This window comes from Enterobacter soli ATCC BAA-2102 (assembly GCF_001654845.1).
In the GTDB taxonomy this organism is placed as follows: domain Bacteria; phylum Pseudomonadota; class Gammaproteobacteria; order Enterobacterales; family Enterobacteriaceae; genus Enterobacter; species Enterobacter soli.
Genome location: NZ_LXES01000024.1, coordinates 198,373 through 219,491, shown reverse-complemented (window position 1 = coordinate 219,491; position 21,119 = coordinate 198,373). Strand labels below are relative to the sequence as shown.

The 21,119-nt window shown below is 45.9% G+C and carries 22 protein-coding genes; 14 read left to right on the top strand and 8 right to left on the bottom strand.

Going from position 1 to position 21,119, the window contains the following annotated elements; genetic code table 11:
- Positions 1-129: 129 nt before the first annotated feature.
- Entirely contained in the window at positions 130-1,251 is a 1,122-nt protein-coding gene (locus M987_RS08450; protein WP_014068721.1) for a ribosomal protein uL16 3-hydroxylase, read from the bottom strand.
- Positions 1,252-1,454: 203 nt separating this feature from the next.
- On the opposite strand from M987_RS08450, the gene M987_RS08445 reads away from it, so the two are divergent.
- The gene (locus tag M987_RS08445; protein WP_014068720.1) at positions 1,455-1,751 is read left to right on the top strand and encodes an SH3 domain-containing protein; all 297 of its coding nucleotides are present in this window, start codon (positions 1,455-1,457) and stop codon (positions 1,749-1,751) included.
- 27 nt (positions 1,752-1,778) lie between these two features.
- On the opposite strand, the gene M987_RS08440 is transcribed toward M987_RS08445, so the two are convergent.
- Positions 1,779-2,384, bottom strand: coding sequence for an ATP-dependent Clp protease proteolytic subunit (locus M987_RS08440; RefSeq protein ID WP_014068719.1), 606 nt, complete (start codon positions 2,382-2,384; stop codon positions 1,779-1,781).
- 237 nt (positions 2,385-2,621) lie between these two features.
- Between M987_RS08440 and M987_RS08435 the strand changes: the two genes are divergently transcribed.
- Genes M987_RS08435 through M987_RS08420 form a run of 4 tightly spaced genes read left to right on the top strand, consistent with a single transcriptional unit; the run spans position 2,622 to position 6,116 of the window.
- Positions 2,622-3,422: a hypothetical protein gene (locus tag M987_RS08435; protein ID WP_014068718.1), complete on the top strand. Its 801-nt coding sequence runs from the start codon at positions 2,622-2,624 to the stop codon at positions 3,420-3,422.
- 23 nt (positions 3,423-3,445) lie between these two features.
- On the top strand, positions 3,446-4,354 hold the full coding sequence (locus M987_RS08430) for a GH25 family lysozyme (RefSeq protein WP_014068717.1): 909 nt from the start codon (positions 3,446-3,448) through the stop codon (positions 4,352-4,354).
- A 27-nt stretch (positions 4,355-4,381) separates the two neighbouring features.
- On the top strand, positions 4,382-5,248 hold the full coding sequence (locus M987_RS08425) for a hypothetical protein (RefSeq protein WP_014068716.1): 867 nt from the start codon (positions 4,382-4,384) through the stop codon (positions 5,246-5,248).
- 58 nt (positions 5,249-5,306) lie between these two features.
- Positions 5,307-6,116 (top strand): GNAT family N-acetyltransferase, encoded by an 810-nt coding sequence (locus tag M987_RS08420; RefSeq protein ID WP_014068715.1) that lies wholly within the window; start codon positions 5,307-5,309, stop codon positions 6,114-6,116.
- On the opposite strand, the gene fosA is transcribed toward M987_RS08420, so the two are convergent.
- Entirely contained in the window at positions 6,113-6,535 is a 423-nt protein-coding gene (gene fosA, locus M987_RS08415; RefSeq protein ID WP_014068714.1) for a FosA/FosA2 family fosfomycin resistance glutathione transferase, read from the bottom strand. The two genes, M987_RS08420 and fosA, sit on opposite strands and share 4 nt — an antisense overlap.
- Positions 6,536-6,733: 198 nt before the next feature.
- Here fosA and trpS point away from each other — a divergent pair, with 198 nt between their 5' ends.
- From trpS to M987_RS08385, 6 genes are all read left to right on the top strand, one after another.
- Positions 6,734-7,732: a tryptophan--tRNA ligase gene (trpS, locus tag M987_RS08410; protein ID WP_014068713.1), complete on the top strand. Its 999-nt coding sequence runs from the start codon at positions 6,734-6,736 to the stop codon at positions 7,730-7,732.
- A gap of 251 nt (positions 7,733-7,983) precedes the next feature.
- On the top strand, positions 7,984-8,466 hold the full coding sequence (locus M987_RS08405; protein WP_014068712.1) for a hypothetical protein: 483 nt from the start codon (positions 7,984-7,986) through the stop codon (positions 8,464-8,466).
- 3 nt (positions 8,467-8,469) lie between these two features.
- Positions 8,470-10,128: an S-type pyocin domain-containing protein gene (locus M987_RS08400; protein WP_014068711.1), complete on the top strand. Its 1,659-nt coding sequence runs from the start codon at positions 8,470-8,472 to the stop codon at positions 10,126-10,128.
- A gap of 1 nt (position 10,129) precedes the next feature.
- The gene (locus M987_RS08395) at positions 10,130-10,378 is read left to right on the top strand and encodes a bacteriocin immunity protein (protein WP_014068710.1); all 249 of its coding nucleotides are present in this window, start codon (positions 10,130-10,132) and stop codon (positions 10,376-10,378) included.
- Positions 10,379-10,445: 67 nt separating this feature from the next.
- Positions 10,446-10,694 (top strand): bacteriocin immunity protein, encoded by a 249-nt coding sequence (locus M987_RS23865; RefSeq protein ID WP_071881215.1) that lies wholly within the window; start codon positions 10,446-10,448, stop codon positions 10,692-10,694.
- Between the two features lie 103 nt (positions 10,695-10,797).
- On the top strand, positions 10,798-11,052 hold the full coding sequence (locus M987_RS08385; protein ID WP_041161989.1) for a bacteriocin immunity protein: 255 nt from the start codon (positions 10,798-10,800) through the stop codon (positions 11,050-11,052).
- 111 nt (positions 11,053-11,163) lie between these two features.
- On the opposite strand, the gene M987_RS23860 is transcribed toward M987_RS08385, so the two are convergent.
- From M987_RS23860 to dndA, 3 genes are all read right to left on the bottom strand, one after another.
- Positions 11,164-11,637, bottom strand: a complete 474-nt coding sequence (locus M987_RS23860; RefSeq protein ID WP_014068707.1) for a SymE family type I addiction module toxin — start codon at positions 11,635-11,637, stop codon at positions 11,164-11,166.
- Positions 11,638-12,106: 469 nt separating this feature from the next.
- Positions 12,107-12,916, bottom strand: a complete 810-nt coding sequence (locus M987_RS08375) for a restriction endonuclease (protein ID WP_014068706.1) — start codon at positions 12,914-12,916, stop codon at positions 12,107-12,109.
- Positions 12,916-14,040 carry a cysteine desulfurase DndA gene (gene dndA / locus M987_RS08370; RefSeq protein ID WP_014068705.1) on the bottom strand — a complete coding sequence of 375 codons (1,125 nt, stop codon included), beginning with the start codon at positions 14,038-14,040 and terminating at the stop codon, positions 12,916-12,918. Before dndA ends, M987_RS08375 begins: the two co-directional genes overlap by 1 nt.
- A 388-nt stretch (positions 14,041-14,428) precedes the next feature.
- On the opposite strand from dndA, the gene dndC reads away from it, so the two are divergent.
- The 3 genes from dndC to dndE are packed head-to-tail and all read left to right on the top strand — an operon-like array spanning position 14,429 to position 18,426.
- Positions 14,429-16,084, top strand: coding sequence for a DNA phosphorothioation system sulfurtransferase DndC (dndC, locus tag M987_RS08365; protein WP_014068704.1), 1,656 nt, complete (start codon positions 14,429-14,431; stop codon positions 16,082-16,084).
- 1 nt (position 16,085) lies between these two features.
- A complete protein-coding gene (gene dndD / locus M987_RS08360; protein WP_014068703.1) occupies positions 16,086-18,062 on the top strand; it encodes a DNA sulfur modification protein DndD in 1,977 nt (658 codons plus the stop codon).
- A gap of 1 nt (position 18,063) precedes the next feature.
- Positions 18,064-18,426 (top strand): DNA sulfur modification protein DndE, encoded by a 363-nt coding sequence (gene dndE, locus M987_RS08355; RefSeq protein WP_014068702.1) that lies wholly within the window; start codon positions 18,064-18,066, stop codon positions 18,424-18,426.
- Here the strand turns inward: dndE and M987_RS08350 are convergent.
- Together M987_RS08350 and M987_RS08345 are read right to left on the bottom strand one after the other, a co-directional pair.
- Positions 18,413-19,345 carry an HNH endonuclease domain-containing protein gene (locus tag M987_RS08350; RefSeq protein WP_014068701.1) on the bottom strand — a complete coding sequence of 311 codons (933 nt, stop codon included), beginning with the start codon at positions 19,343-19,345 and terminating at the stop codon, positions 18,413-18,415. The two genes, dndE and M987_RS08350, sit on opposite strands and share 14 nt — an antisense overlap.
- Positions 19,342-21,054 carry a ParB N-terminal domain-containing protein gene (locus M987_RS08345; RefSeq protein WP_014068700.1) on the bottom strand — a complete coding sequence of 571 codons (1,713 nt, stop codon included), beginning with the start codon at positions 21,052-21,054 and terminating at the stop codon, positions 19,342-19,344. Before M987_RS08345 ends, M987_RS08350 begins: the two co-directional genes overlap by 4 nt.
- Positions 21,055-21,119: the final 65 nt, after the last annotated feature.

Here is a 21,119-nt window from a genome sequence, read left to right as displayed (position 1 = left end):
CAACCCTCTCCCACAGGGAGAGGGAGAAAACACTAAAAACGGCAACCGAGGTTGCCGTTTTGCTTTTACCTTGTGCGGCCTGATGCCCTCACCCCAACCCTCTCCCACAGGGAGAGGGAGAAAACCGGCTTACTCCTCGAAGTACCAGTAACCCTGGTTAATCAGGTCTGTCAGTTCTTCCACAAACGCCGGATTTTGCAATGCCGCGCCGAGTTCAGCCTGCCCAAGGCTGGTGAAGCGGCACAGCGCATCAGCAGCGTTTGCATCCACCGTTTCCAGCTGTTCGCTGTTGATGAAGAAACTGCCGCCAATATTCAGCACGCGCAGCCCGCTCAGGCGGGTGAGGGTTTCACCGCCCTGAAGGGCATCAAGCACCTCTTCTGGCGTGTATGGTGGTTCCGCAGCGGCAACATCCAGCTCATGACGCGGCGTAGAGACAAAGCTGCCGAACCATTTCGTGAAATCGTCAGGTTTACTGATCATGTCGATCATCATCTGGCGAATACGATCAAGCTCGTACTGTTCCACACGGCCTGGGTGTTCGCGGCAGGTCAGATCCGGATCGCTGTAATGCTCGCCGCCCAGATCGTTTTCCAGGGCGTAATCGGCAAAGCTGCTGATCAGATCGCGGCCGTTTGGCCCACGGAAACCTACGGAGTAGTTCAGCGCGGTTTCATGGGTAAAACCGTCGTGCGGGAATCCAGGTGGAATGTAGAGGATATCGCCAGGAGCCAGATCTTCGTCGATGATCGGCTCAAAAGGATCGACGTGCAGCAGCGCCGGATGCGGGCAGAACTGACGCATTGGCAGTTTATCCCCCACGCGCCAGCGGCGGCTACCCATTCCCTGAATGATAAACACATCGTACTGATCGATATGCGGGCCAACGCCACCGCCCGGTACAGAGAAAGAGATCATCAGGTCATCAAGACGCCAGTCCGGCAATACGCGGAACGGACGCACCAGCTCAGCCGCTGGCATGTGCCAGTGGTTCACCGCCTGCGCCAGCAGTGACCAGCCGGTTTCACCCAGATCGTCGAAATGCTCAAACGGGCCATTGCTGGCCTGCCATTTACCGTTGAAATGGCTCACCAGACGACTATCGACTTCCGGCTCCATCGCCAGACCTGCAAGCTCGTCAGGCGTAATCGGATCGACAAAATTCGGGAAGGCATTTTTCAGCACAACGGGTTGTTTTTGCCAGTATTTCTCGAGAAATTCCGGCCAGTTCAGGTTCAGTTGATACGCCATGGTTAGCACCAGTAAAAAGGTAAACAGGCGCGATTATGCGCAAGCCGAAGCCGGGTTGCCTTGTCGTGGGTCAAAGGGGGGTAAAAAGTCGCCACATTCAGCCATTCGTATGACACAGCCTGGCAGTTTCACGCTTTATCGTGAGCGCCAGATTTACAGCGACTTATATCGTTACCTTAAGAGAGCGTGTCATGAGGCCTGAGATGAGCGATTTCATTGAATTCCCGGCAACGGGCAACGTGAAGACCACCACGGGGGTCTATACGCGCAGGGATAATCCGTCCGTGTTCTCACCTGTCGCCTGTGAACTGCCCGCGGGAAGCCGCGTCACGGTTCTGGGAGCGGTGGTGGGCGATGCCGTTGAAGGCAATGCACACTGGTATCGCATTGATGAGGATACGTTTATCTGGGCGGGTGCCTGTACGCGGCTCGATCCCTATCCGGCGTTTCCGGAAAATAACAGGGTGAACTGGATGGCGGTGGTGTTTGAGGTGCGATAGCGCCCGTTGCCGGGCGCCGGGTGAGGCTTAATCGAGCTTCAGATCGTCATAATGGGTGATCATTTTACCCACAATGCCGTAATCCAGCGCTTCTGAAGGGGACATCCAGAAGTTGCGGTCGGTGTCTTTTTTCACCTTTTCCAGCGGCTGGCCGGTAGCGTCAGCAATCAGCTTGTTCACGCGATCCAGCATCCGGATGATTTCGCGGGCTTCGATTTCAATATCCGTCGCCTGACCACGTACACCGCCCAGCGGCTGATGGATCATGAAACGGGTATTTGGCAGGGAGTAACGGTGCTCTTTTTTCGCGGCCAGGAAGATGGTGATCCCCGCGCTGGCAACCCAGCCGGTGCCGATCACGTGCACTTCCGGACGGATGAATTTGATGAAGTCATGGATGGTGTCGCCCGCTTCAACGTGGCCGCCCTGGCTGTTGATGTACAGCTTAATAGGATCGTTACTGATGCTTTGCAACAGGATCAGCTGGGTGATCACTTTCTCGGCCAGCGCCTGGTCAATCTCGCCGGAGATAACAATCGAACGGGAATCCAGCAACTTCTGCTGTAAAGCGCCCGCGCCGTGTGTCCCTTCCGCTTTATCTTTGTTGTCGCTTTCTTTCATGGTGTAGTGCATTGTTATTTCCTCAGCATTTAGCGCTCAAAAGCAGAGTGTAGCCTGTTTTATAGGTCAAAGTCCTCAGCCCCATATCAGGATCCATCGCGCAGCCGCCAATAAAGGCCTGCTCGAAGATAATCCCCTTTCAGCCTTAAGCATGAAAAACCTTTTTTATTTCATGCTTTGTTGTTACAGCCGGAAAAATGCCTGCCGAGTAGGGTATTAACATCGCCTGTTATGAAAAAGGTATGGTGTATGCCTAAAGCATCCTCTGGCACGTTATTTTGGATCCTCGGTAGCCTGATTTTATTTATTGCTGCACCGGTCATTATCGAGAACCAACAGTTTGCCTGGCTCCTGACGCTCGTCGCGATGATTATTTTTTGTATGGGGGTTGGATACGCCATCAATGGCCGCCTCAATGGCATTTTTATTGATTACCGCAACCGCCTGAGCCTGTCTAAATTACAGGCACTGTGCTGGTCCATGCTGATTTTGTCTGCGATATATACCGCGGCATTGCTGAGGATCCAGAAAGGTATACTGAACCCACTCGAAATAACGCTAAATGAGCCTTTGCTGGCCATTATGGGAATATCGCTGACCTCACTGGCGGCGGCACCCGCCATTTTAAATGCCAAAGCCGATAATAATGTCACCGCTCAGGCTGCGCAGCAGGTTTCTCAGGCGCTGAATAAACCGGTAGAAGACATTATTCCTGCCGGGAAAATCTTTTCTTTCTCAAGCGCTGAGCTGGCCAGCTGGCTGGATCTTTTTCGTGGCGAGGAAAATACCAATGCGGGTTCGGCTGACCTGGGAAAAATACAGCAGTTCGTCATCACGTTTATTTTGTTAGCGATATATGGCATGTCGCTTTGGGACTTTTTTTCCCACCCCGTGGCAGAACTCAACACCTTCCCTGATGTCTCCGACCACATGTCCTGGCTGCTGGGCATTAGCCATGCGGGATACCTTGCCTATAAAGCTGCGCCGCACGGTGATGCATCCACGCCGCCTCCCTCAACAAACAACACAACGTCATCCGGTGCGGGTTAACACAGACTGCGTGCGAGGTAGCGATGAGCAACTATCCTGAAATTCCCTTAACAGGCAGTGTGACGACCACCGTGCTGGTCAATGTTCGCCAGGGCGCACCGTCGCTCCAGGCACCGGTGGTTCAAAAGCTGGCCGCCGGGCAAACGCTGGCGGTTCTGGCTGCCGTCATTGGCGATGCCTTTGAAGGTAATGCCCACTGGTATCGCATTTCCATCAGCACCTTTATCTGGGCCGGAGCCTGCACACCCGCTTCGGCGCACAGTATTACCGCGCCCCTTCAGGAAAGCAGCATCGACTTAAGCCCTGTCCCCCTGGTGGTGGATCTTTACCACGGGGATAGTGTGACCAGTTTTCAACAGGCGAAAAATGCCGGGCTGGCGGCGGTGATCCATAAAGCCACCACCGGGAGGAAAGGCCGGGACGATCAATACGATAATCGCAGGAGTGATGCCCTGGCCGCAGGCCTGCTGTGGGGAGCCTACCACTGGGGTACAGCGGCAAACATCGCGGAGCAGGTGGACAATTTTTTAACCTATGCCAACCCGGATCAGAACACGCTGGTTGCCCTGGATTTTGAAACCACCCCCGGTAATCAAATGACGGCCCAGGGAGTAAGGGACTTTAGTGACGCGATCTTTGCAAAACTGAATCGCCGCCCGGTGATTTACGGCAGCAATTTGCTACGGGAAGCGCTGGGTTCAACACGCGATGCGTTCTACCACGGCCATCGTTTATGGCTCGCGCAGTACGGCGCGCATCCTACTCTGCCGGTGCACTGGGATAACTACTGGCTTTGGCAATACACGGATGGCCCCACAGGCCCGGCGGGATGCCGCACGGTTCCCGGCATTCCTGGTAATTCGCGTGGTCACCTGGATTGCAATTATTTCCCGGGAACGCTGGCAGATCTCAAATCTCAGTGGGCATCGTGACTCCACGAATCCGCCCGGGGCGCTATCATGGTGAAACACATTGGGTTAGTTTTCGTCTCCGGCCTGCTCCTGGCAGGCTGCGTCCAGAACAACCCTCTGTATAAGGGGTTCTCCAGCCCTGAGGTGGATAGCACCATCACGACGACATCTGACACGCTGATGCAGATCCTGCTCAACCCGCCAGCTGTACCGGAAGGCACGACAAAGCCCGTAGACGTCGATCATCGGGATGCCATTATCACAAAAGAATGTGCCAATGCAGGGACTGCCGTCGACGATGAAAAGGGATGCCAGGCCCAGCGCAACGATGCCATTTACACCCTGATGACCGGTTCAGAGCAGGTTTGCCTGGCCCATCGCCGGAGCATTTATGGCAATGATGCGATGTTTAATATTTCCGCCGGCACCCTCACCAGCCTGTTCGCCGGCGTTGCCACCGTGGTGACGCCAACGGTCAGCAAATCCATTTTCTCGGCGCTGGCGATGTTCTCTAATTCGGAACGATCGCTGGTCAACGAAGTGGTCTATAAGCAGATGATCGTCACTGCCGTGGATACCAAAATCCAGCAAACGCGCGATACCAAAGCGGTGGCTATCGTCCAGCATTTAAAAACCGACAGCATGAAAGATTACCCGCTTAGCCGCGCCCTGAACGACTTTATGGCCTACCACAACAGTTGTTCGTTTATGGAAGGGTTACGCCTTGCGCTGGCGAATGGCACACAAAACCCGACAGAAAACAAAATCAATACTCTCAACAACCGCATGTTGCTGAACAACGCGCAGATGAACATTTACTGTAGCGGTAAAAAAACGGATCAGGCGATGTGTGATTCGCTTGTTGAACGCAATAAAGCCATCACCGATGAGCTAAAAACGCTGGAAGTTCAGTGAGAAAGAACGCGGAGCTTCCACTACACTGATTGTCTCCCCACGACACAGGGCAATGGTAATGGAACTGACCGCCGTGAGCGCACTTCACTTTAGTGCCGCCATTCTTACCGACATTCTGGAGCGTTGCTTTCAGGACTATTTCGTCCCGTTTTCGCTGACGCCCGAAGCCTTTGCCCTGCGCTTTGGCTCTGAAGGGTTAAGTTATGAGGACTCGTGCGTCTGGCTTCGTGGCGACGAGCCTGTAGCCATCGCCCTGATTATGCGCCGCGCAGGTGCGGCACGGCTGGGTGCGTTTGCCATTCTCCCGGAATACCGTGGCAAAGGGCTGGCACGAGGAATGCTGACACCGCTGTTCACCACGCTGAAAGCCAAAGGTATCAGCCCGTTTTATCTGGAAGTGATCCACGAAAATACGGCCGCGATCGCCTTGTATGAAGCGCTGGGTTTTCGCATCTCTCAGGGCCTGTGGGGCTTTAAAGGCGAAACAACAGATGTGCGGATGAACGGGGAGCTTCGCGAAGCCACGCTTAACGACCTGCTGCGGGCGGTGTGGTCCGCCCCCGGTGAACGCATGCCGTGGCAGCTTGATCCGCTTTCGCTGCACCTGATGCCTTGTGAAATTATCAGCGATGGCGCCGGAGCCTGGGCTGCCTTCACCACGCACAACATGAAACCGCTGCTGCGGTTCTTGTTTGTGGCGCCGGGATCGCGTGGCCAGGGCCACGCGCGCCGAATGCTGCAAAATCTCAGCGCCCTGCATCCAGGTATCTGCACGCCCGTTGCCGTACCTGAGCGGTTTGCTCCGCTGTTTGCCTCGGCCGGGTATCAGCCACTGGCAATCACCCAGTTTGAGATGACGCAGGGTTAACCCTGCAGATAGAACGTCATCCCTGCGTAGGGTTTTTCCCGACACGCCGCCAGCCGCGCGGCGAGGTTGCCCACGTGCAGCTCTAGCTTGTGCCCGTCCGGGTCGAGAAAATAGAACGACGCCCCCTCGCTTTTGTTCTGCTTCCAGACGGTAACGCCCGCCTGTTCAAGCCTGTGCGAGAACGGTTCAAAATCCTGTTCCGCCACGCTAAATGCGTAATGGGTATAGTCACTGTCCTGCGGCGGCACGACACGGCGCGTCTCATCGTAAGAGAGGCAGAGCCACAGATCGCCGCAGGTGAGATAGGCCCCGGTATCCCAGCGGGCATGGAGCGTTAAGCCCAGTACATCGTGCCAGAAGGCCAGACTTTTTTGCAGGTTGCTGACCGCAAGGGTCAGGTGGTTGAGCGATTGCAGCATGACATGCCCTGTTGTTTTTTGTGTGAGACATGGTACGGTAACCGGATGAACATAAACCACGCCGTGCTCACCGTAAACCGTTGGTGGCAGCCTTTTTAAGGCGGCCCGGAGTTGTTTTACCCATTTCCAGATAGCCGCCGAAAGGCGGCTATTGTGTTTTAAAGACCCCTTTCGGCATTGATACGTTAAGGAGTCTTTATGAGCACCACTATTCTCACCGGCGATCGCCCAACCGGCCCGCTGCACCTTGGTCACTATGTCGGTTCACTGCGCCAGCGCGTGGCGCTGCAACAGACGCACAATCAGTTTGTGTTGATTGCCGATTTGCAAGGGCTGACCGACAACGGCAGCAACCCGCAGAAGATCCGCGATAACATCCCCGAAGTGCTGGCCGATTACCTGGCCGCAGGCATCGACCCGAACCTGACCACCATTTGCCTGCAATCCGCCCTGCCCGCCCTTGCCGAGCTGACGATGCTGTATATGAACATCGTCACTGTTGCCCGCGTGGAGCGTAACCCGACGGTGAAAAATGAGATCGCGCAGAAAGGGTTTGCCCGCTCGCTGCCGGTCGGGTTTATGGCCTACCCCATCAGCCAGGCGGCGGACATTACCGCGTTTAAGGCCGAATGCGTGCCCGTGGGCGACGACCAGCTGCCGATGATTGAACAGACCAACGAGATTGTGCACAAGATGAACAGCCTGCTGCCCGCCCCGGTGTTGCGCCACTGCAAGGCAATGCTGAGCGACACCAGCCGCCTGCCCGGCATCGACGGCAGCGCCAAGATGTCGAAATCACTCGGCAACACGCTGCACCTTTCCGCCAGCGAAGAGACCATCCACCGTGCGGTGAGCGCGATGTACACCGACCCGAACCACCTGAAGGTGAACGACCCGGGACAGATTGAGGGGAATGTGGTGTTTACTTACCTCGACGCGTTTCATCCGGACAAAGACAAGGTTGCCGCGATGAAGGCGCACTATCAGACGGGCGGGCTGGGTGACAGGGTGTGTAAGAACGAACTGGAAGCGTGTTTGCAGGAGCTTATTGCCCCGATGCGCGAGCGGCGGGCGATGTATATGCGTGACAGGGGCGAGCTGATGGCGATGCTGAAACGCGGAACGGAACGGGCGCAGGGGGTGACGCAGGCGACGCTGCGGGAGGTGAAGGTTGGGCTGGGGGTGCCGGTATTTTGAAATAAACCCATGCAGCGTATACATTCGAATAATACATACGCTGCATAATATTATTTATTGGCCACTCAACGAATATTACATTTCTAATTAACAGGCCCCCTTACTTTCCCTTCTTTAAAATATGACCGGTATCAATCCGGATATTTATTTCGGATTTTAGCCCGACTAATTAACCACTTTATGTATATTCGCCATACAGTCTAAAACCTAGCATTGCTGCATTTACTCTTCTCCCCCTACAAGGAATTGTCATGCAGTTTTATACCAATGAATTCACCGCTGAGTTAAAAGCGGAAATAGATCGTTCGCCTTTTTCCGATGAAGAACTGGCCGCCATGCCTGAGGACGCGCGGGCCATCATTGCCGAACAGGAAGCCTTTCATCGACAACATCCCGTCACCGCCATCTGGCGGATCGCCACAGCTGGCAGCCAGACCCGACTGGGCGGCGTTGTTCTTCCCGTCGCTCGCGAAGCCACAATGCTCATGGACGATGGCAGTTACACCAGTCTAATTGTCAAAGGAGACCGTGTGGCCTATCCGGATGGAACGCTCGCCACGATTATGACCTCAGCGGGTTCCGCTTTTTCCTGGAAAAGACAAGGCGTTGTCCTGGTTGGCAGCCTGCTTGATAACGATGACGAGATTATCAGCACACCGCTCGGCAGTACTTATCTGGTCACCCGCGAAGGTATTCCACCTTATGAGGATTTCTTAACATGGCCCGGAGAATAGGCCATGGGCTACCGTTCCAATAACCATGGACGCGGTCAGGCGCTGCACGGCGACAGAACAACCACTGGCGCAATATGCTGCACCACCCTGCCCTACTGCACCGAGCACGGTCGCGGCATCGTTCGTGTTGGCGATAAAACCACGGCTTGCCCCAAATGTGGCAAGCAGGGCGTGATTGCTAACGGTGAGCCACGCGTCAACTGGATGGGGCAAGCCTCAGCCGTCGATGATTCTGTCGTCATTTGTGGCTGCCCGCGCGGAACCAACCGCGTGATCGCCCCATCGGGAGAGTGGCTCGGCTCTGGTCCCTCTCCTGAACAGATCGCACAGGAAAAGCACCAGGCTATGCTCGCAGCACGCCGAAAAGAGGAAGAGGCCGAAGCCCAGCGGCAAGCAGAAGAACACGATCGCAAACGGGTCTTTGCAAAATCCTGCCTGCGCGGTGAAGGATGTAACGATGTGGGTACCGGAAGCGAACCGCACACCAACTTCGCCGAGATGGCATTTTACCAGGCCATGCCTAACGACGCCCCGCAGCACGCCCAGGCGGCAAAGCGTAAGGCGATCCCAAAGCCGAAGCAACGCAGCGCACTTTATCTTTGGTGGAATGGGCATCACGAGGAGATGGACTATCAGGCTGCCGTTGCGGCCGAAGAAAGGGCCTGGATTGCGCGAACCGCAATAGCCGGTTCCAGCGAGCTCGCCCTGATTGGCGGGCGCACCGTCACACCCGGGACATGGGCCGTGCGCGGCGCTGCACTTGGCGAAATAGCCACGGGAGGCCTTGGCGCACCTGTTGCAGGGCTGCTGATAGGGATGTATCCCGGCAAGCTGAACGACGGCGAGCAGGATTTTATCGACCGGATGCGCGCCGAGCAGATGCGGGAAGCCCCTACCCGCGTTCGATTTACCTGGGAGAACGACGCCAGCGGCAACCCGACACCGCGCGGCTGGCATACGCCGCCAGGCAAGGACAGCGTGCGCGTTCGCAGGATGGAGTGGGACGGCCGACGCCAGGCGTACACCTTTACCACCGAAGAAGACCCCGGCATCACCCTCATCTGGACACCGGATCGCACCGGAGAGAATAAGCCGTGGGATACGGGCAACCAGAATCCGGTGCGGATACCGAACCCGGTTGTGGTTGATCCGCTCCCGGAGGATACGGGGATTGGTGTAACGACCAGCCCGACTCCGGAAGAGAAGACGTTTGCAGATTATATTCTGATTCTGCCGGTGGGCGGGGTGCCGCCGATTTATGTCTATATCCGCCACAATCCCGGACAGGTCACAGGCAAGGGGCAAAAAGTTAGCGGGGTTTGGTTATCTGATGCGAATGCGGGGAATGGCTCACCCGTGCCGAGTCAGATAGCGGATCGGCTACGTGGGCGCACGTTTGCGGACTTTGACCAGTTTCGTAAGGCGTTTTGGATGGAGGTGTCGAGGGATCCGGGACTGCTGGAGCAATTTATCATAAACAATCAATCAAATATTCAGAGCGGAGCTTCTCCTTTTACCCCAGCAAAAGATAAAGTCGGTAAAAGGAATCGGTATGAGATACATCACATTAATCCTATAAGTCAGGGTGGCGCTGTTTATGATCTAGATAATATGAGCATAACGACACCTAACCATCATATTGATATACATAGAGGAAATTAAGATGAAAACTATCAGTGATTATACTGAAAGTGAATTTTTGGACTTAGTAAGAAAAATATGCACTGCCGCAAGTGATACAGAAGAAGAAGGAAGTTTATTAGTTTTAGAGTTTGAACGTCTTTCTGAACACCCTAATGGATCTGATGTTATTTTTTATCCTGAGGAAGGTAAAGATTACAGTCCGGAAGGTATTGTTAGAGAAGTTAAGGAGTGGCGTAGAGAAAATGGTAAATCTGGGTTTAAGGAATAATCATGATTAACAATACCGCGCTTCCGAGCGCGGGTTGTGTGAAAAAACTCTCAACAATATAAAAACCATGAAAAAATTAAGTGATTATACTGAAAGTGAATTTCTATATTTAGTGCAGAAAATATGCTCTGCCGATTGTGAAACAGAGGAAGATGGCAATCATCTGGTTAGAGAGTTCGAACGACTTGCCGAACATCCCTCTGGGGCAGATCTTATTTTTTATCCCGAAGATGGAAAAGATGACAGCCCGGAAGGTATTGTTCGAGAGGTAAAGGAATGGCGTAGCGTAAATGGCAAATCTGGTTTCAAGGAATAAAGCCATCGTGTAGCTCATAAAATCGCGCTTTGATGCACGGTTTTGGCCTTGAGTACACCAGCGACAAGATTACTTTAGATAACAGGATCAATTGGTTATTTTCATGAAAACCTTAAAAGATTATACAGAGAACGAATTTTTGGAATTAGTACAGAAATTATTTGATGTAACTGAAACGACTGAAGCTGAAGATATCAAGAATATTCTCGAATTCAAAAGACTGGCTGAACATCCTGATGGCTCTGACCTGATTTACTATCCTCGGGATGGGCGAGAGGATAGCCCTGAAGGCGTTGTCAATGAGGTAAAGGAGTGGCGTAGTGCAAATGGTAAACCAGGTTTCAAACCATCGTTGTAGTGGGTTAGCACAGAGAATCATGCTTTCTGGACTTTTCTTAAGACGGGCATGAGATAACATGCCCGTATATTTTTATTGATTCAACGATTACCTGGGGTGGGAAGTCAGAAATTACTCAGACATCGCCAGCCCACTTCCCCGTTTCACAACCGGAATATCACCCGTATCATTCAGCGCGCCCGGAAACGCCTTCAACCACTGCGCGACTTTCTGTTTATTTATATTCACCACACTCATACCATCCAGGCATCCCCATAATTCTCTTGTATGTTGTGGCGTAATCACAATGCAGTCTTTCATCACCCGGATTTTGACCGGCATCCCGTTAATAAAACCCGCCCGGGATAACCACTCCCCCTCCAGAGGAAGATAATTATTGTCCACCCGTGAATAGAGTTCGCAGCAGGCCGAGCTCGCTTGCGGCGTCTCCGCCCTTGGATGGACGGGCGCGGTACGGGTCTGGTTGCCGTGAAGACGCCGGGCGCTGTTTTTGCGTACCAGCTCGTGGTTTTCAATCACGCCGGTAAAAGCGTCTGATTCTGTTTTGCAAACAGTAAACTCTGGCTTAAAATTCGTCGCAGCCATTTTCAACTCCTCAGTAGTTGGTTGTGGTTAGCGGTATGGGGGTGTTGCAGCACCTTCATATCGCGAATTCTTCTTTAAATAATCTTCGATACTTCCTTTGCCGTTCGGCGTAATTTCTGGTGCTCATTATACAGGACTGAGTATAAATACAGCGGTTTGATGTGGGGGAAATTTAAAAAATGCGAGAGGGCTTCAGAAAATAGATACTAAGAAGAACAGTCTCTAGCTATGTAAGGATACATTGAGCAGAGATAAAATATTAAAAAGAGGCCAATCGTTTTAAAATCAGCAAGTTACATCGATAACAAGAAGTATTGAGTAATACTTACTTACCAATTCCGCTACTAAAAAACATGATAATGTCTATAACAATATGAAAAATAGATTATAGTACATGCTAACAATTAGGCTCACAAAGTAATAACTAGTCCTCAAGTTCAAAATTAACAAAACCCTCAGACTCGAAGTATTAAACCCAAAGAAGATCTTGTTCAAAGTTATAGAATTCAACAAGCCCTCTTTCAACACCAATCCTTTTTTCAATCATAAAATCAGAGAGTTGCTGCCCATCGATTAAAATTATTGGAACACATGACGGCTTAAAAGATAGCTCAGCGGCTTCTTTGGTGAAACTACTCGTTGTAATGAAAATACCCTGTTCAAATTCACCAGTAATATTCCCTCTGAACTCAGAAATAGCGCGCCTACCAACTTTATTGGACGGTGAGTATTTTTTACATTGAACTGCGACACGCATATAAGATAAGCCAACTTTCAGAGCTCCCTTGACATCTATACCACCATCACGGCCTCTGCTCGTTAATTCCATTTCAAGAAAGCCATATTTTGTTAGAAATATCCGGCAAAACTCTTCGAACTGGTCCGGATGAAGTTGGACAAGGCATTCTAAAATCTCGCCTTTAACTTTATCCCTCTGCACAGAGGCTAAGGAATAAATATCTCGAATTGAACTCTCAACTTCATCAGCTTTGCTCTGCAAGCTATCCTCCATAACATTCTTTTCTGTGGAAGAGATGCTCACTAGTAATTCATAACAGCCATCTATAATTTTTTTATAGTACCGTTTCTGATGCATAACACCCAGATTTTTATTAATGCAGTGTCTATCAAGTGTTATCCTCAAAACAGATTTTGGATCTTTCGCACCAAACACGTACAAATTATTACTTATGATAGTTTCATATAATTCATCTATCGATGCAGCTTTTCCAATTATTGTAGAGGCCTTAATAGCAGCATCAATTATTGTCTTAGACATCACATTAACCCTTTGATTCGCTCATAAATCAAATCAAACGGAATATTTTCTGTCATATAGCACCAAGATATGCGAATGGCATTTTCTATCCGCTCATCATCAAAGCCCATCGAGGCAAGCACATGGCTTGCTGTGTAATTTTGCGATGTACAGGCTGACCCATTAGAAATTGAGATCAGTCCTTTCAAAGCAACCATGGCTGCTTCAGAATTAACATGCGGTATAGATATATTTAAAACATGGCTAGCGGTATTTGAACCATTAATCGTGCCCCCCAAAGAGTCGAATAGCGTTATCATGGATAATTTAATTTCTTCGCATTTAGAACGCCAAATTAAATAATTTTGTTGTGCATCTAAGCATGCCTGACCTAAACCGGCGATTAATGCGACAGGCAAAGTACCTGGGCGCAATCCTTTTTCCTGCCCACCACCAAACATTAAAGGCGCCAACGGAATTTTTGAAAACCCCCTTCTTCTGATTATAAGTGCACCAATGCCTTTTGGGGCATATAACTTATGGCCGCTTATACTAATCATATCTATACGAGGATTAATTAAATCCTCAGGGTACTTACCGTATCCTTGAGCGGCATCTACATGAAAATAAGCATCGTGGTTTTCTAATGCATTACAAATAGCGTTGATCGGTTGGATTGACCCTGTCTCATTATTTATATGCATTATCGAAACGAGGATAGTGTCTTCTCTCAATGAATTTTCGAGTGTGACAGGATCTAAGACTCCACTCTCTCCGACATCAAGGTACGTCACTTCAAAACCATTTGATGCAAGAAACTCAATAGGCTCAAGGACAGCTTTATGTTCTATACGAGTAGTAATTATGTGCTTTTTACCAGACTTTCGTGCTTCTGCCTGCAGGCCAAGAATAGCAATATTATTGCTCTCGGTAGCACCACTCGTGAAAACCACCTCGGACTTATCTGCATTAGCTAATGAGGCAACTTGGCTGCGAGCTTTTTCTACTGCCTGTTTTGCAACCAGTCCGAACTCATGTGTACGGCTACCTGCGTTACCAAATTCTTCATTTATAAAATGTGTAACTACTTGTGCTACAGAAGAAGATACTGGTGTAGTTGCATTGCAATCCAGATAAACGCTCATAGAATTCCCATTCGCAAAATTTGTTTAAGCCCACAGGCATGCTGACATACTGGCCAGAACACGGCAAGTTACTGTTTGTCCGTCACCACACTGAACACTGTACATGCAAACAGTATTTTTTACGGTTTTGTACTTGACGTAGGGCGTCATAACCTTAAGATAATCACCATGAAGTACAGCTAAGCTAGCCATCTTAATCTTGATACATCTTGTTGTAATCGGCTAGGCGCACATAATGTTCAAGCGCCCCTCTTGAGTAACTCCCCCAGGACCTCATACATTGCTAGTGAGAGACAAAACACTCCTTACATAGTAAAATGATCGGTTTGATTTTACACCAGGTGTTCCAACGCTTTTCTAAGGCTATCCGATTAACCAAAGGTAGAAAATGACAGTACAAGACCATCAACCAGCACGTTCAGCCTTTGACTCTCACGGATTTAGAGAGACGGTAGGTAAGCTGGTGCAGCAAACTAAAGAACTTTACTTGAGTGATGACATCCCTTGGGTGATCGGCTACAGCGGAGGTAAAGATTCCACCGCTATCTTACAAATTGTTTGGCAGGCGCTTCAGGAACTAGCAGCAGAGAAAAAAGCTCATAAAAAAGTCCATGTGATTAGTACCGATACTCTTGTCGAGAATCCTATTGTTGCTTTGTGGGTAACACGCTCATTGAAGCAGATGGAAGCTGCGGTCAAAGAGCAAGGCATACCTTTAGAGGCACACCGTTTAACGCCTGCAGTTAATGACCGTTTCTGGGTTAATCTTATTGGCCGTGGTTATCCTGCACCACGTTACAAATTTAGATGGTGTACTGATAGGTTAAAAATTAGTCCGTCAAACAACTTCATAAAAAGTGTTGTTCAGAATAATGGCGAAGCAATACTTGTACTTGGAACACGCAAAGCTGAGAGCTCAACTCGTTCAGCAACGATGGAAGTATATGAAAATCGAGCAGATAATACTCGCCGAGCTGCGGGATTAAGTGTAAATAAAGAATTAGATCGAGTTTGGGTATATACACCTATTGCTGAGTGGAGCAATGATGATGTGTGGCAATATCTCATGCAGGTGAAAAACCCGTGGGGTTTTAAAAACCAAGAACTTTTAACTATGTATCAAGGAGCCACTGAAGATGGTGAATGTCCTTTAGTTGTTGATAAATCGACACCTAGCTGCGGTGATAGCCGCTTTGGTTGCTATGTTTGTACGATGGTTGGTGAAGATAAGTCTATGGCTGCGATGATTCAGAATGATTCTGAAAAGGACTGGATGCTTCCCCTTTTGAACTTACGTAGCGAAATTGATGTAAATGATTCAAACAAGGATAAAAAATCTGCAAAATTAAAGGCCGATAAAGATCGTCGAGATTTTAGAAGAATGAACGGTTCTTTAACGGTTCATATAAATGAATATGGAGCAGATCTAGTTCGAGGCCCCTATCGCCAACACTTCCGTGAATACATGCTTAGGAAGGTTCTTGAGGCGCAGGAAAAAGTCCGCCAAATGGGCCCAGAAGAAGTCCGAAATATTGAACTTGTTTCGCTTGAAGATCTTGAAGCCATTCGAAAAATATGGATAGAAATAAAAAACGAGGTGGAGGATAACCTTCCTGCTATATATTTTGAAACAACAGGAAGAGTTTACCCTGGTGCAAAGCACAAAAGTCATCCCTTGTTAAATAGTTCTGTTTTGTCAAAATTAAAAGAAAAATGTAAGAATGTCGGTGATGAGGATGGATTGAAATATGAACAAGTTCGTGAACTTCTATCTATCGTAAGTAATCATAAGAGCCCTTTTCGCCGAGCTAAGTTGTTTGAAGAAATAGAAAATTCCTTAGACAAAGGTGCTTTTGAAAATATTACTAAAGCAAGGCAGTTTGCATTAAGAAAAAGATTGTCTGAAAATATTTTAAAGCTTGACAACCAAGATTTAGATGTTAATGAAAGGCAAAAGCTTCTTTGGGAAAAAGAAATAATCGAAAGCACATTGAGCCAAAATAAATACCTTCAATTAGAACATATTGACATTCAAGAGCTATAGTATGATTTTAGAAGAACTCAAACTTAATAATTTTGGAATATACAAAGGGATGCACGAGATATCCCTTGATAGCTCCGATCCGTTAAAGCCAGTAATTCTTATCGGGGCTCTAAACGGTGCAGGAAAAACTACATTTTTAGACGCTCTTCAATTAGCTTTATATGGAAAATTCGCTAAATGTTCTAATCGAGGAAGATTAAGCTATTCTGCATTCCTTGAAAAAAACATTAATCACTTTGCGGCACAAAAAACTGCATCCGTAACTATTAGATTTCGTCATAATGATAATACTTTTAAACCTCATGTTTATGAAATAGAACGAAGCTGGGAAAAAACAGATAAAAAAGATTGTAAAGAAAAGATAACTGTTTTTTATAATGGAGTACATGACTTACTTCTAAGTGAAAATTGGGATGAAATTGTTAATGAATTTATTCCACAATCCCTTTCAGAATTATTTTTCTTTGACGGCGAAAAAATTGAAAACATCGCAGATCCTAAGCGTTCGGCTGAATTTCTCAAAACAGGAATTGAAGCATTACTGGGGCTAGAAAATTTAAGTCAACTTTCTAATAATCTAAAAGTTATCAAAAGACGAAAGCAAGAAAAATTACTAAATAAAGAAGATAATTATGAGCTCCTAACTCTGAAGAATAATTTAGAGCAACTTACTACTAACCGAGATAAGTTACATGAAGAATTAAACACTCGAAATATTGAATTAGAAAGTGTCAATGGAGAATTAAGCTTATTAGAGAATGAGCTAACATCTAGCGGGGCTGATAAATTATCCTTACGTAAAGAAATCGAAAAGAAAATATTCGATTTAAATCAACAACGGTTTGAAATAGAGCATTCGCAATTGAAACTTGCTGCAAGTGTATTACCATTAAAACTTGTAAGCGATCTAATAAACAAATGCAATGTACAATTGAAAGCAGAGATTAAATTCAATCAATATAAAAATGCTGAAAAAATTATCATAGAACATCAGAACTCATTAATGGAGGCTATTTTATCAGTAATTACTGATTCTAAAATTAAAAAAGACATCTGTGATGTTTTTGATAGAAACAATGTGTCGCCTGCTATGGATGAAAATTTCTATTGTTATTTAAACTCGCCAGAAATTAATTTCGACTTCATAAAGGAAAAATTGAAAGTTGAAGATAAAGAGTTTAAAGAGTTTATTGACAAGAAAGCAGAGATATTAGAAGAGCTTGCTTTTTGTCATCAGAAAATGGCTATAATTCCAAACCTAGATGACGTTAAGCATTTAATCGAAAAAAACGCTCTTCTCAATGAGAAAAAAAATACCATTACGAATCAAACAAATACACTTAATGATGAAATAAACATTCTTAATGGAAAATTAGATACATTAACGCGAAAATATGAATCTTTACTTCATAAGTCTAATTCCGAAACATTCGAGCATGAAAGACAGCATGAGATCATTAATCATATAGACTCATTACAAACAATTGTAAATGAATTTAATGCACAGATGGTTCAAGAAAACATTAAGCGACTTGAAGGAAGAATTAAATCAAAATTTGATCAGTTGAAAAGAAAAGACAGTTTGATTGAGAGACTTACAATTGATCCTAGTGATTTTAATATAACTTTATACACACATGATTATCAAATTTTATCAGCTGATCGTCTTTCTGCTGGTGAACGGCAGCTATTTGCCATATCAATACTATGGGGTTTGGCCGATTGCTCAGGAAAAGAACTACCAACTATAATTGATACTCCAATGGGAAGGCTTGATGGTGTGCATAGAACTCGCTTAATCAAAAATTACTTTCCAAGAGCAGCCTCACAAGTAATTTTATTATCTACCGATGAAGAAATTTACGGTAAATATTATGACGATCTTGCTCCGGCATTAGCACAACAATACACTATAATTTATAGTGAAGAATGCAATAGCTCCGAATTTCATAAAGGATATTTGAAGGTAAAGAAATAAAATGACTATTGAGATAATAAGAGTTTCTGAAAAAGCTAAACAACAGCTAATCACATTGAAGAAACGTACAGGAATAGATCACTGGAACATATTATGTCGATGGGCTTTTTGTTTATCACTTGCAGAGGAAAGTATTCCTCCACATGAGGATATAATAACAAATAGCAATATTGAAATGTCTTGGAAAACGTTCGGTGGTGATTTTTCAGATGTATACATGGTGATGCTTCGTCAACGTACTTTCCAAGATTTTAATAACCTCGATGACGATATTTTGAACCAATCTTTCAAGCTACATTTGCATCGAGGTATTTCATATTTATTAAACAAGGTATATAGTCTTGATGATATTAAGAAGCTATGAATTTCTCCCGTTTGATAAATCGCTCTTTATCCTGAATATGATCATAACATAATACCTTCATACTTATAGGGTTAATGATTTTTCCCTCACCATGATACGATTCAATTGTTAGTGGTGAGTTTTCTAATGTTGCAGTACAGTTAGGATGCTCACATTTTCTCCGCATCCCTATTGCACGCAAAGCCCAATAATAGTTATCCAGACCGATATTCGATTTTCCAACATTTCCAGTACCCTTCATATAAAAGGATATTTGAGAGCTTTTGACTCTGTTTGCCCATCCACAAATCAATTTGAAATTTGCAAAATCATCGTCACCTCCACAATGAAAAGGATAAAGATGATCGATTTCAATTGTTAAATGTTGTTGCAAAAGGCCGATAGGTAAGTATTTATCCACAAACTCTGGAAGCATTATAGGACCAGGCTCGTAACCTAAGAAGAGGTCTATCGCATTATCAGAAAAAGGCAACCCCGTTAACCAACATCTCGGTTGGCTACTATATAATGATAATAAGAAAGATTTATCTTTATTATCTAATACCTTACGTTTCCTTGTTGATTTAACAAATTGAACCTGATCCAAAACATATTTTGTTATAATTCTCGCTAGAGTTTTAACTTTATCTTCTTCAAAATCCCAACTTAATATATTCTTCAAAATCGCGTTTACTTCTAAAAAAACTTTTGGATAATTAATATTTTCGATGAAATATCGTTCATCCATAAATTGCTCTATAAACCAACGACCCCACTCACGATGTATATCCCCCCGTAAAATTTCTTTTCGTCTTCCCAAAAGTTGATCAGGAAAATTCATTGAAGAAATTGAAGCTTGGGATGTTGTATTCCAAACATCATCTTGGTTTAATACGCTGCCTATTAGGGCAGCGATATCTGTTGATTGATATTGCATCATGATTTTTTAGAAATTCTATATTGCGTATATCTTGGTAAAGTATCCGGTGATTTACGATATTCCGCCCAAAGATATGCCCATTGTTCACGTATTCCTTTTGCATCTTTCTTAACACCTGAAAGTTGCCAGTCGCGATCGAAGTACTCTGGGCTGACATCCGTAAGCCATTCATTAACAAGATGCTTTATTTGTTCTTTAGAAGATAGCTCTATCTTCGCAACAACTAAATATTCAAAGAAATCTGCTGCCAAAATTGTCAAAGATATTTTGTTAAATAAATTGGATGTTCTTGGTTTACCCCAGAAGTTAAATCTTTCCGGATTTACATCCTGTGAGAAAAAGTTTTTAATACAGTTCCAAAATTCTATAAATATTTCACGCCATGGGCCTTCAAGAGAATGCCAATAATCGAATGGTGTTTCGTAGCCTTGATTAGCATAATCAGCTACAATTTCAGAGTTGGCTAAGAATTTATCTTTCCACCTTCTTGCATAATCATTACCTTCCCCAAATCTAGTTCCGCCAGAAAGTTCTTTAAAGATAGCAATTATTTTACCCATTACTGACCACTGTAGTAGATCATTTTTTTCATCTTCTACACCACGCTCGACTAATCTACAGAATGGGCTTTCTTCGCTTCTTGCCATCCAGGTAATAGCTCGAGCCTCCTCTAACTGTATACCAGATGAGCGTAAACGTTCCGATACCTGCTCCATCTCATCATTAGTGAGCGTTGTCGAGACAATTGTTCCCAATAATGATCTTTCAATAGGAGTCGCTTTTTGGTTAATTACCACGAACTGAAAAACTTGCTCCGCCGGATCCGATGAGAGAAGTAAAGAAACAGGCAACTTTCTAGAATATTTAGTTAAGAGTTTTTCATTTATTTCATCAGCAGGAATATCTTTCGCGTACAAACTTTCAATTTCATCCGCATAATATCCTTCATTTATTTTGGCTTGCGTCTCTTCAATAGCACCAGCTAATCTGTGTTGCCCATCAACAAGGCTAACGGGCAAGATAAATGATATAAGAGCGTCTCTATCAAATCCCAAGAAAGAATCATTACTATTATATTGTTCCCCAAGTTCTTTCAAAACTTCATGCCTTGAAGCAACTTCTTTAATAAAATCAAAAAAATGTGATTCATCAAGTACCACTTCATTTGAATCATTCGAATCAGATTCAGTGTCGTTTAATGATAAGCGCTCATCATTATTCGCTGATTCATCAAGAAACTCTTCTTGATAGTAATCGCCTGAGATCGAAAGAGCTCTTTTTATTTTCTGTATATCTAAGAGACTTGTTTTTAGTAAAGTCTTATCAGTAACACGTTCTTCAAGATTTTTCCTGAGAATTCCGAAAAGCTCAACTAAGGGCATTTTATAAAAATCTGGGAATTCTATAATAATATTCCCAGTATCTTCACCATCGAAAATAATTTTACATTCATCAATATTTCTTATTGCGCAAATTAATGTATTCTGCACAACATTATGACCATTGGTATAAAAGCGTTTTAATTCAGTTAATCTTTTTTCGTTTTTAACCCTTTGAAAACCAACGGACTCAACAACATCAAATTTTGTTTTCTGCGGGACACCTGCCCATCGACTTATTTCATAGGCAGATGCACCAAACAAAACAATCTCATTTGACTCTTTTGTTTGCTTAATTTTTATACCTGGATAACTAAATCTGATAGTCATAATATTCCCTAATTGTTTTGGGCGTCCAACAATTAAGCTATTCTCAAAACTTAACTTCTCAGATT

Coding starts and splice junctions, on each gene's coding strand:
- dndC (WP_014068704.1), top strand. CDS start 14,429: ATGACAGTACAAGACCATCAACCAGCACGTTCAGCCTTTGACTCTCAC.
- M987_RS08450 (WP_014068721.1), bottom strand. CDS start 1,251: ATGGCGTATCAACTGAACCTGAACTGGCCGGAATTTCTCGAGAAATAC.
- dndE (WP_014068702.1), top strand. CDS start 18,064: ATGACTATTGAGATAATAAGAGTTTCTGAAAAAGCTAAACAACAGCTA.
- M987_RS08345 (WP_014068700.1), bottom strand. CDS start 21,054: ATGACTATCAGATTTAGTTATCCAGGTATAAAAATTAAGCAAACAAAA.
- M987_RS08435 (WP_014068718.1), top strand. CDS start 2,622: ATGCCTAAAGCATCCTCTGGCACGTTATTTTGGATCCTCGGTAGCCTG.
- M987_RS08420 (WP_014068715.1), top strand. CDS start 5,307: ATGGAACTGACCGCCGTGAGCGCACTTCACTTTAGTGCCGCCATTCTT.
- M987_RS08425 (WP_014068716.1), top strand. CDS start 4,382: ATGGTGAAACACATTGGGTTAGTTTTCGTCTCCGGCCTGCTCCTGGCA.
- trpS (WP_014068713.1), top strand. CDS start 6,734: ATGAGCACCACTATTCTCACCGGCGATCGCCCAACCGGCCCGCTGCAC.
- M987_RS08375 (WP_014068706.1), bottom strand. CDS start 12,916: ATGTCTAAGACAATAATTGATGCTGCTATTAAGGCCTCTACAATAATT.
- M987_RS23865 (WP_071881215.1), top strand. CDS start 10,446: ATGAAAAAATTAAGTGATTATACTGAAAGTGAATTTCTATATTTAGTG.
- dndA (WP_014068705.1), bottom strand. CDS start 14,040: ATGAGCGTTTATCTGGATTGCAATGCAACTACACCAGTATCTTCTTCT.
- M987_RS08350 (WP_014068701.1), bottom strand. CDS start 19,345: ATGATGCAATATCAATCAACAGATATCGCTGCCCTAATAGGCAGCGTA.
- M987_RS08405 (WP_014068712.1), top strand. CDS start 7,984: ATGCAGTTTTATACCAATGAATTCACCGCTGAGTTAAAAGCGGAAATA.
- fosA (WP_014068714.1), bottom strand. CDS start 6,535: ATGCTGCAATCGCTCAACCACCTGACCCTTGCGGTCAGCAACCTGCAA.
- dndD (WP_014068703.1), top strand. CDS start 16,086: ATGATTTTAGAAGAACTCAAACTTAATAATTTTGGAATATACAAAGGG.
- M987_RS23860 (WP_014068707.1), bottom strand. CDS start 11,637: ATGGCTGCGACGAATTTTAAGCCAGAGTTTACTGTTTGCAAAACAGAA.
- M987_RS08445 (WP_014068720.1), top strand. CDS start 1,455: ATGAGCGATTTCATTGAATTCCCGGCAACGGGCAACGTGAAGACCACC.
- M987_RS08395 (WP_014068710.1), top strand. CDS start 10,130: ATGAAAACTATCAGTGATTATACTGAAAGTGAATTTTTGGACTTAGTA.
- M987_RS08440 (WP_014068719.1), bottom strand. CDS start 2,384: ATGCACTACACCATGAAAGAAAGCGACAACAAAGATAAAGCGGAAGGG.
- M987_RS08400 (WP_014068711.1), top strand. CDS start 8,470: ATGGGCTACCGTTCCAATAACCATGGACGCGGTCAGGCGCTGCACGGC.
- M987_RS08385 (WP_041161989.1), top strand. CDS start 10,798: ATGAAAACCTTAAAAGATTATACAGAGAACGAATTTTTGGAATTAGTA.
- M987_RS08430 (WP_014068717.1), top strand. CDS start 3,446: ATGAGCAACTATCCTGAAATTCCCTTAACAGGCAGTGTGACGACCACC.